We start from the raw sequence: 9,914 nt of genomic DNA, 5'->3' as shown, positions 1-9,914 counted from the left end.
AAGGTGATAGCCCTGTAAGTGAAATGGATCAGTCTTCCTGGGTCAGATTCCCAAGTACCGCGGGACACGAGGAACCCTGTGGGAATTCGGGAGGACCATCTCCTAAGGCTAAATACTACTTGACGACCGATAGTGAACCAGTACCGTGAGGGAAAGGTGAAAAGTACTCCGGTGAGGAGAGTGAAATAGTACCTGAAACCGTTTGCTTACAAGCAGTGGGAGCACTATGGATATTGTTTCGGCAATATTCAGTGTGACTGCGTGCCTTTTGCATAATGAGTCAGCGAGTTGTTTTACGCAGCAAGGTTAAGCCGTTAGGTGTAGCCGTAGCGAAAGCGAGTCTGAACAGGGCGACTGAGTTGCGTGGAGCAGACCCGAAACCAAGTGATCTATCCATGGCCAGGGTGAAGCGCCAGTAAAATGGCGTGAAGGCCCGAACCGTTGTAGGTTGAAAACTACTCGGATGAGCTGTGGATAGGGGTGAAAGGCCAAACAAACTTGGAAATAGCTGGTTCTCCCCGAAATATATTTAGGTATAGCCTTGCAAATTAAGTAGCGGGGGTAGAGCACTGGATGGGCTAGGGGTCCTACCAGATTACCAAACCTAACCAAACTCCGAATACCGCTAACTTTTATTGCAGGAGTCAGACTACGGGAGCTAAGTTCCGTGGTCGAGAGGGAAACAGCCCAGATCGCCAGCTAAGGTCCCTAAATATGTGCTAAGTGGGAAAGGATGTGGAAATGCACAGACAACCAGGAGGTTGGCTTAGAAGCAGCCATCCTTTAAAGAAAGCGTAACAGCTCACTGGTCGAGTGAGTCTGCGCCGAAAATGTAACGGGGCTCAAGCACATTACCGAAGCTGCGAGATCTTCTTCGGAAGATCGGTAGGGGAGCATTCTGTTCGGGTTGAAGGTTTACCGAAAGGAAGATTGGACTGGACAGAAGAGACCATGCTGACATGAGTAACGATAAAGCGTGTGAAAAACACGCTCGCCGAAAACCTAAGGTTTCCTGAGTAAAGCTAATCTTCTCAGGGTTAGTCGATCCCTAAGCCGAGGCCGAAAGGCGTAGGCGATGGCAAACAGGTTAATATTCCTGTACCACCGGATTATCAATGTCCCATTCGGGGCGGGAGTGATGGGGGGACGCAGAAGGGCAGGTCATCCACCTGTTGGATTAGGTGGTTTAAGCTTGTAGGCTGAGTGGAAGAGGTAAATCCGTCCGCTCGTTAATGCCGAGAAGTGATAAGGAGAGACTTTGTCTCATAAACTGACTGATCCCATACTGCCAAGAAAAGCCTCTAGCAAGATAATCAGGTGATCGTACCGCAAACCGACACAGGTAGGTGGGGAGAGAATCCCAAGGCGCTTGAGAGAACCCTGGTTAAGGAACTCGGCAAAATGACACCGTAACTTAGGGAGAAGGTGTGCCTTTATTAGGTGAAGCACTTCGCGTGCGGAGCTGAAGGAGGCCGCAGAGAAATGGCGGTAGCGACTGTTTACTAAAAACATAGGACTCTGCTAAGTCGCAAGACGATGTATAGGGTCTGACGCCTGCCCGGTGCCGGAAGGTTAAGGGGATTTGTTAGCCGCAAGGCGAAGCTTTGAACCGAAGCCCCGGTAAACGGCGGCCGTAACTATAACGGTCCTAAGGTAGCGAAATTCCTTGTCGGGTAAGTTCCGACCTGCACGAATGGCGTAACGACTTCCGCACTGTCTCAACCAGGGACTCAGTGAAATTGTATTGGCGGTGAAGATACCGTCTACCCGCGAAAAGACGGAAAGACCCCGGCACCTTTACTACAGCTTGACATTGGATTTTGGAATAGTATGTGTAGGATAGGTGGGAGGCTATGAAACCGGAACGCCAGTTTCGGCGGAGCCACCCTTGAAATACCACCCTTGCTATTTTAGAGTTCTAATTTCGACCCGTTATCCGGGCGAAAGACAGTGTCTGGCGGGTAGTTTGACTGGGGCGGTCACCTCCCAAAGAGTAACGGAGGTGCGCGAAGGTTCCCTCAGGCTGATTGGAAACCAGTCGTGGAGTGTAAAGGCACAAGGGAGCTTGACTGCGAGAGAGACATTTCGAGCAGGTACGAAAGTAGGTCTTAGTGATCCGGCGGTTCTGAATGGAAGGGCCGTCGCTCAACGGATAAAAGGTACGCCGGGGATAACAGGCTTATCGCCCCCAAGAGTTCACATCGACGGGGCGGTTTGGCACCTCGATGTCGGCTCATCACATCCTGGGGCTGGAGCAGGTCCCAAGGGTTCGGCTGTTCGCCGATTAAAGTGGTACGTGAGCTGGGTTTAAAACGTCGTGAGACAGTTTGGTCCCTATCTTTCGTGGGCGCAGGATATTTGAGAGGAGCTGTTCCTAGTACGAGAGGACCGGAATGGACGAACCAATGGTGTTCCAGTTGTCGCGCCAGCGGCATTGCTGGGTAGCTAAGTTCGGCACGGATAACCGCTGAAAGCATCTAAGCGGGAAACCAACCTCAAGATTAGATATCCCTTCTGTATGGAAACATGCAGACTAAAGACCCCTTGAAGACTACAAGGTTGATAGGCCGGATGTGTAAGTTCAGTGATGAATTCAGCTTACCGGTACTAATCGGTCGTGAGGCTTGGCCACAATTTTGACACAAATATTTTGAGCGTTTTTATGTGCGTATATCCGATTTAAATTAAATATTGAGAATATTTTCTCGGTGGTAATGGCAAAGAGGAAACACCCGTTCCCATCCCGAACACGGAAGTTAAGCTCTTTTGCGCCGATGGTACTGCATGGGCAGCTATGTGGGAGAGTAGGACACCGCCGAGAATTCTTTATATAAAACCCGGATTCATTTAATGAATCCGGGTTTTTTTATTTTGTAGAGAATTTTTTAAAACTGCCTGCCCTCTCTCCGCAAGGATTTCATATAAGAAGATGACACAAAATTTTTGTAGCGAAAAAAATTACAGATTTGTTGGCATCCTTCACAAAAGCTCAAAAGTAGTTTACACTTTTTCCGGGTTGTAAAACAATTTGCAAAATTGTTTTACAGCAGAGTGTAAACTGTCAAATGAAAGATGCCGATTTGGGCATCCTTCACAAAAGCTGAAAAATAGTTTACACTTTTTTCCGGGCTGTAAAACAATTTTGCAAATTGTTTTACAGCAGAGTGTAAACTGTCAAATGAAAGATGCCGATTTTTTCCTGATTATAATGGATTTATCAATGAGATGAGCAAGTGACGGTTTTTTTTAGCAAGGTCTCCGCAGAAAAATTTTATGTTTTTTCTTGTTCCTTTGTTCCTTCCAAATGATATGTTATTGCTTAATTTATAAACAGTTATATCCGATGCTCATGATAAAACATGAAAAGGGGAACGGCGTTTCTCAATTTTCAATTTTCAATTTTTAGTAATTAGCTGTCAGCTACCAGTTGGTTGGAAAAATTTTATGATACCATTTTTTAGGCGGAGATTTCAAATCAGATGACTGCGCTTCAATGGGATATTTATTTTTCATTCTTTCTCGGATTCTTTTTTGTCGGATTTCCGTTTTTTCTATCTTATCCAACAGACTTGTCACATTTACATCCTCAATAGATTTTTCACAGGTAACGGTTAGTTTGTTTTTTTTTTCGAATTCTGACAGAACATCGTAATCAAAGCGGTGTTCACACCCGGGAGAACAGATACAGGGAATTTTTTTTTTTAAAACGAATTTTTTTGATGGTTTTGTGAATCGCTGCAAAATGAGAACGAATCACCGCCAGAAAATCCTGTTTTGTATCCCCGTGAATCTGGATTGTCACAATTTTGGTCCGGGGTGTGATGCTGACTCTGGCCTCATTCCCTTGGTATTTAAAATAAGCCCCCTTACGCCAGCAGAGCGGTTTGCCATTATGGATGATCAGAAATTCATACATCCGCACAATCAGACGGGTCATCACACCGGCAGGCAGGAAATTATAATGATACTCAAATTGAAGAAAATCTTGCGGATTCCAATAGTAACTGACTTCCACGGGGGGTAAAAATTCTGTGATAATGTGACGATTGCCCTCGCTGAAAGGAAACGCCAGTTCAAAATTTGTCATCAGTCGCAGAATGGTCGCATATTTGTCCGGCGGGTATAAATCCTGATCTGTCCATATTTCTGCCAGCTCATTATCATACAGCATCCCGTTTTTTTTCTGAACTGCTTGTGCGTCCAGAACTTTATAAACCGCGTCTGTTCCCCATTCCGGTTTAAGAATAATGGTATTTTTTAAAAGGGGATCATTCTGAAAATGTAAAATAATTCCCAAATTGTGAAGATAGCGGCTTAAAGTTCCTGCCTCATTTTCTTCTATTCCGGATTTTTTACAGAGATGCAGATATTTTTCATAAGGTACGTGATCTCTTGACACATCTTTCAAGGCATTTCGTATGTTCAGCCACGAGGAAGGCCAGAATGTTCCCATCAGAGGCAGTTCATAAGCCTGATTACGGATAAGTTCCCGAAGGCCATCAATACCAGTACCGCTTTTTGCACTGGCTTTCGCTGATGCAATAATCTGGGGATAACGTTGTTTTAACTCCTTGAAATTCAAATCTTTGGCCCGTTCATCGGATTTGTTCATCACAATCAGAACCGGGCTGTCTTCGGCAAATGTTTCTATAATATTCAGCCAGTTAGCAATACTGTTATGCTCATCTTCCTGACACGCGTCCCAGACCAAGATATAAAGAGAATGCCGGGTAAGGAAAAACTGGTGGGTGGAATGGTAGATTTCCTGCCCTCCGAAATCCCAAACATTCAGCATCATTCGGGTTTTCAGTTCATCCGGGGCTGTCAGTTCCCAGGACTGAATTTTGATACCCTCGGTAGTCTGGTGTTCCGAATAATTATCCATGATCAGACGTTCTGTCAGACAGGTCTTGCCGACACCTCCCTGACCCACAATCATCAGCTTTGCCTCATAAAGAATCTGTCCGCCTTTGTCTGATTTTTTCAAATAATCCGTGACAGAGGATAACCCCTGATCCATGATTTCCATAGGCGGAAATGTAAGGGGATTGTGATCCATATCAAGAACTTTCAGCTTTTTCAGATGAACAATTTCCGTGGGCAGCCGGGTAATTTGGTTTGAACTCAGATAAAGTATGGTGAGATTTTTTAACTGAACAATTTCCCTGGGCAGTTCTCTGATCTGATTGGAACTTAAATCAAGAATGGTAAGGTTTTTTAATTGGACAATTTCTCCGGGCAGTTTTCTGAGCTGATTGGAATTTAAATAAAGAATTGTGAGCTTTTTGAGCTGAAAGATTTCTTTAGGCAGTTCTCTGAGCTGATTGGCACTTAAATAAAGCTGAGTGAGATGTCTGAGTCTTGCTATTTCTCCTGGCAGTTGTGTTATACCGCGTTCAGACAAATCAAGTTCAACAGATTTTTCTTTTTCCGCTTTGCTGATGATTTCTAATAATTTCTTCCGGGTCATCTTTTTTTGATAAAAAATATTAAAAATTTACTTGTCAGAAACCGTTCGTAAACAGATAATTTCAGCAGATTGAACCTCTTGGACGATGGTTCAGTTCAATGGGATTTTTTAGGAAAATCAGCCCGTATTCCGTTTGAAGACCGATGGTTATCATTTTTTTTGCATATTTTGATAACTACCTGTTTTTAATATTGTTCCCATTCAACTGAACCCGTGTTCGCATCTTTCCTGCTTTCGCAGGAATGACCAAAAAAAATTTGATGATCGAAGTCACAGCATCAATAACAATAGAGATGATCAAGCTTCACTGCTGATAATCCCCGGAAGGTTTAATCCCGGTACACCGCTATCTGCAATAGAAATCTTATCCGGAAAGTCATACTGTTTTTTAGCTTTTCAATTACATTGATGCCGAATCCCTCATCAGACAAAAATTTGCATCCGATACCTGACACCATAATATTTTCTTGTTTTATTCTGTCTTTTGTTTCCATTGATCTGTTTTGGCAAACGCGTTCTGAGCTGCTTTTAAAAGGATTTCCAATTTTACCGGCTTGGTGAAATAATCGTCAAATCCGGCATCCAGACAATCAGAAAGTTCAAAAATCGAGGCATACGCTGTTATTGCGTAGATAATGGTGTATGGCTTGTCTTTTTTAATCTGTCTGCACAATTCGATGCCGCTCATTCCTGGCAGTTTTAAATCTAAAAACATAACCCGGAAATGTTTTTCTTTCAAGATGGTCAGCGCTGTTTCCGCACTTTCCGCTGATTGAATATGATAACCGGCCTTCTCAAAGGCTTCTTCGAACATATGTCGGATAATTATGTCATCATCTACGACCAGAATTTCTTTTTCGCTCATAAAATGATTTCCTTAAAACCAAGGCGTATTCACGAATTAGGAAAATAAATCAGTCGGTTTTCCCTAACTCATATATAAAGGATGTCTGATTTCCCCATCTGTTTTAATTGGTACATGCAAAAAATGTGGTTTTTTACATTTAGGTTAAAAAAATAATATACTTGAAGACATCTGAAGTTCTGGAAACTTCGGGAGTCCGGTCGGTCTGCGGGGACCTGAGGAGGGGATGACCATAGCCCTTTATCTTGTTTATTTCATAAACCAGAGGGAAAAGTCAATGGAATATAAGCACAGCCGGAGAATAGAAAATTGGCAGTCCCGCACAAATAGTGATGAATAAGATTCTGTATCCTGATGTTCGGGGAACTGAACGGGATTCATCGCTATCTTTGCAGGACTGCCAATTTTATTTTCGCACTCCGGATAAAAATTCCAAAAAATTTTTGTCCAAGTACTTATTTATTTAATCAGAACAAGCATAACAATAAACAACATTGCCGCGGCCGCACTGATTCCCAATGAAGTGGAAGCGGTTTCAAAGGCAGCATAAACATTTTTTTTCAGAACAGCCCGCTCATTTTCTTTCTTACCAGTGAGAAAACACGCGGGGATAATAAAAAGAAGCGTGAGTCTGGCAGGCGCATTTTTTGAAAACCTGCCCAGTGAGGCGCTCAGGTTACGGGCAAGTACCTTGTCACAAAAGCGATTTATTCCGTTAAACCCCTTATCTGTTAAATTAAAGAAATGTCTTGCGCCTTTCCGATAGAACCAGTCCGTATCCAGATTGATGGCCCGAATTTCCGCGGGATAATAACCGGACCGGAGAAGCAAGTAAAAAGCCAGAATGCCGAACATCAGCAATTGTAACTGGCCCACAACATGCGCGCCTGTATAGGGGACATATTCCACCGGATAGGGAAGAATATCATACAAAGGCTGAGGATATACACCTAAAAAAACACACAGAAACGCGGCCATTCCCATGGCAATCAGCATATTCAGCGGCGGTTCTTTTGCCCGGATACCGGAATCATGACCGAAAAATGTAAAATAAGGCACTTTGATTCCCGCATGGGCAATAACTCCTGCGGAGGCAAATTGCAGCATGAGCCAGACAGCCACCAGATGATGATGACCCGCCGCGCTGATAATCATGGATTTGCTCACAAAACCGCTGAACAAAGGAAACGCGGAAATAGACGCAGCTCCGATCAGGCAGAATAAACAGGTCAGCGGCATGGTCTTGTACAGCCCGCCGATCTGGGTGCATTTAATTTTCCCCGTGACATGCAGGACAGAACCGGCTGCCATAAACAATAAGGCTTTGTAAAGAATATGGCAAAACGCGTGGGAAACCGTTCCGTTAATCGCCAACTGGGTTCCGATTCCCACGCCGCACATCATAAAACCGACCTGATTCACCAGACTGTATCCCAGAACCCGGCGGATATCATTTTCGATTTCCGCGTAAAACACAGGGATGATGGTCATAAAAGCCCCGAGCCAGATGAGCAGCTCTGTTCCCGGAAAGGTTCTTGCCATAACATAGACCGCGCTCTTGGTGGTAAAGGCACTTAAAAAAACCGCCCCGGTCGCGGTGGCTTCGGGATATGCGTCTTTCAGCCAGGGATGGAGCGGCGGGATGGCCGCGTTCACCGCAATGCCGATGAAAATCAGCCACGAACCCATGCTGCTGAGTCCTATGAATCCGAATGTCAGGGAACCGGAGTTGTGAATATACAGGATGATTCCCGCAAGCAGAAATAATCCGCCAACGATATGAACCAGGATATAACGAAAGGCCGCGGCTTGTGATGCCACTGTGCGCCGGGCCAAAATCAGGAAAGTGGAGGCCACAGCCATAATTTCCCAGAAGATATAGAGGGAAAAGAGATCGCCTGCAAACGTGACACCTAACGCGCTTCCTGCATAAATAAATCCTGCAACATGCTGTAAATCATCCTCCGCTTTTAGCGCAAAAATGATGGCGATAAATGATATCAGGATGAAAATATAGCCAAAAACCCGGCTTAACCGATCCACCTGCCCCAGTACCAGATCGTAATTCAGAAGTCTGAAGGTCCAATGGCTGCCATCAGGAACACTGACCAGAATGACAAATGCCACCAATGGGAGTAAAAGCATGAACGCAGATTTGATTTTTCCCTTTAAGAGCGGGATAAAGAGCGCACCGATAATGAAAATCAGACCCGGGGGAAAGCCCATATTTAGCAAATAGCTAATCATAATATTTTTCGTCTCTCTTTGTAAAAACTCTCAGAAGTTTGGCAGTGAAAATGACTACCACACACGAAACAAAGCCAAAAGCGGCAAAAAACCAGGGATCCGCTTCCCAGGTAAATTCAGCGTGTTTATGGATAAAAAAATCAGCAATCAGGAGGGCGAACAGAGAGGCGTAAAAAATTCGCAGAAGCCTTTTTATATTTTCCGGTTTGTCAAATATTTTCAGTTCTTTTCTCATTTGAAGATTTCCTAAATTTTATGTGGGAGTGTCAGGTGTCAGCAGCTTAATCCTGAAATTCGTGTTTTTTCTTTCAGAAAATAAAAGCTGGCAACAGATAAATCACAATATCCAAAGGACAAATTACAATGACCGGAATTTGGTCTTTGTATATTGGAATTTGGTGCTTGTAATTTGTTATTTTCGGTTTATCCGAGTCAGGGCTTTTATTTATTCCGATCTTTCACCTTGAACTCCCATTTATACGGCTCTTCTTCCTTACATCCTCTTATTTTCACTCTGAAATCAAAAGTTCCGTATCGGTCAATCAGGTCTATTTTCACAATGGCTCTCCAAAGAGTTTTGTCAACAATGGTCATGGCGTAGAACGTAATTTTCACATCTTCTCTTCGTTTATCTGTCTCATTGGTTATGGTTCCCCGGAGGTAGCATTTTCCCTTATTCCTTCCCTTTTCAATTCTCTCCAGCGTCAGATTATCATAAGAATAATTCTCGTTAATTCTTCCTCTGGGGAAAAATGCGTTTGCAGAGGAAACAAACAGCATGACACTTACAAACAAAACAACTGTAACAGCGATTCGTTTCATGTTATCTCCTTTTCGTTACGATGTGAAGTTTTACTTTCCTGTCCCTCCGGGACAAATACAGAATTGCCTCCCTTAAATGAATGGCAGTCTCTCCCTGTCCCTAAAGTCAATGCTGTTGACTTAGGCAGTTACGAACGGATCCGGAGTGCAAAAATTATATTTTTGCGCCTGCGAAAAAGCATTTTTCGCACTCCGGAGAGAACACCGAAATATCCGCTTACGCCTGAGTCAACAGTATTAGCCCCTATCTGTCCGCTTTTTGTGCCTCGCCGCAGGACGTTCCCTGAGCCTGCCGAAGGGGAACGTCCTGCGGCGAGCCTGTCGGAGGGGGAGAAACATCATCAGGCAAAAAAACAGCGAAAAGTGATATTTTCAGACGGCCTGCTCCTAAAGGCATCGAATAAAAATAAACCCCAGATAAGCCACTGCCACGGCCATGGCAATATAAAAAACCGTCCGATATCCCGGAACTGGTTCATGACTCAGCTCCATTTTTTCTTCATCTTCCAT

General features: G+C 44.0%; 6 protein-coding genes and 2 rRNA genes (1 of these 8 only partly in view). 2 read left to right on the top strand and 6 right to left on the bottom strand.

Translation table 11 applies throughout. The features are described from left to right. Both dnm_RS28400 and rrf read left to right on the top strand, forming a co-directional pair. Nucleotides 1–2,632 (top strand): 23S ribosomal RNA (locus tag dnm_RS28400); it begins 402 nt to the left of the window's first position. A gap of 72 nt (nt 2,633–2,704) precedes the next feature. Beyond that, nucleotides 2,705–2,821, top strand: a 5S ribosomal RNA gene (gene rrf, locus dnm_RS28395). An 843-nt stretch (nt 2,822–3,664) separates the two neighbouring features. Here the strand turns inward: rrf and dnm_RS28390 are convergent. From dnm_RS28390 to dnm_RS31430, 6 genes are all read right to left on the bottom strand, one after another. Next, entirely contained in the window at nt 3,665–5,470 is a 1,806-nt protein-coding gene (locus tag dnm_RS28390) for a COR domain-containing protein (RefSeq protein WP_207680240.1), read from the bottom strand. Nucleotides 5,471–5,942: 472 nt separating this feature from the next. Beyond that, entirely contained in the window at nt 5,943–6,335 is a 393-nt protein-coding gene (locus tag dnm_RS28385; RefSeq protein ID WP_207680239.1) for a response regulator, read from the bottom strand. Between the two features lie 459 nt (nt 6,336–6,794). Beyond that, complete coding sequence (locus dnm_RS28380) at nt 6,795–8,582, bottom strand: Na(+)/H(+) antiporter subunit D (RefSeq protein ID WP_246556131.1); 1,788 nt, start codon at nt 8,580–8,582, stop codon at nt 6,795–6,797. Beyond that, nucleotides 8,575–8,817 (bottom strand): hypothetical protein, encoded by a 243-nt coding sequence (locus tag dnm_RS28375; protein ID WP_207680238.1) that lies wholly within the window; start codon nt 8,815–8,817, stop codon nt 8,575–8,577. Before dnm_RS28375 ends, dnm_RS28380 begins: the two co-directional genes overlap by 8 nt. 206 nt (nt 8,818–9,023) lie before the next feature. After that, nucleotides 9,024–9,404 carry a hypothetical protein gene (locus dnm_RS28370; RefSeq protein WP_207680237.1) on the bottom strand — a complete coding sequence of 127 codons (381 nt, stop codon included), beginning with the start codon at nt 9,402–9,404 and terminating at the stop codon, nt 9,024–9,026. Between the two features lie 387 nt (nt 9,405–9,791). Next, entirely contained in the window at nt 9,792–9,914 is a 123-nt protein-coding gene (locus dnm_RS31430; RefSeq protein WP_276571833.1) for a hypothetical protein, read from the bottom strand.

Origin of the sequence: Desulfonema magnum (assembly GCF_017377395.1) — a bacterium.
Classification (GTDB): domain Bacteria; phylum Desulfobacterota; class Desulfobacteria; order Desulfobacterales; family 4be13; genus Desulfonema_C; species Desulfonema_C magnum.
The sequence above is the reverse complement of the archived record's forward strand: the minus strand, read 5'-3'. Positions and strand labels throughout refer to the sequence as shown.

Bases quoted from the DNA above. Each gene is read 5' to 3' on its own strand.
- dnm_RS28390 (WP_207680240.1), bottom strand. From the start codon at position 5,470: ATGACCCGGAAGAAATTATTAGAAATCATCAGCAAAGCGGAAAAAGAA.
- dnm_RS28385 (WP_207680239.1), bottom strand. From the start codon at position 6,335: ATGAGCGAAAAAGAAATTCTGGTCGTAGATGATGACATAATTATCCGA.
- dnm_RS28380 (WP_246556131.1), bottom strand. From the start codon at position 8,582: ATGATTAGCTATTTGCTAAATATGGGCTTTCCCCCGGGTCTGATTTTC.
- dnm_RS28375 (WP_207680238.1), bottom strand. From the start codon at position 8,817: ATGAGAAAAGAACTGAAAATATTTGACAAACCGGAAAATATAAAAAGG.
- dnm_RS28370 (WP_207680237.1), bottom strand. From the start codon at position 9,404: ATGAAACGAATCGCTGTTACAGTTGTTTTGTTTGTAAGTGTCATGCTG.
- dnm_RS31430 (WP_276571833.1), bottom strand. From the start codon at position 9,914: ATGGAAGATGAAGAAAAAATGGAGCTGAGTCATGAACCAGTTCCGGGA.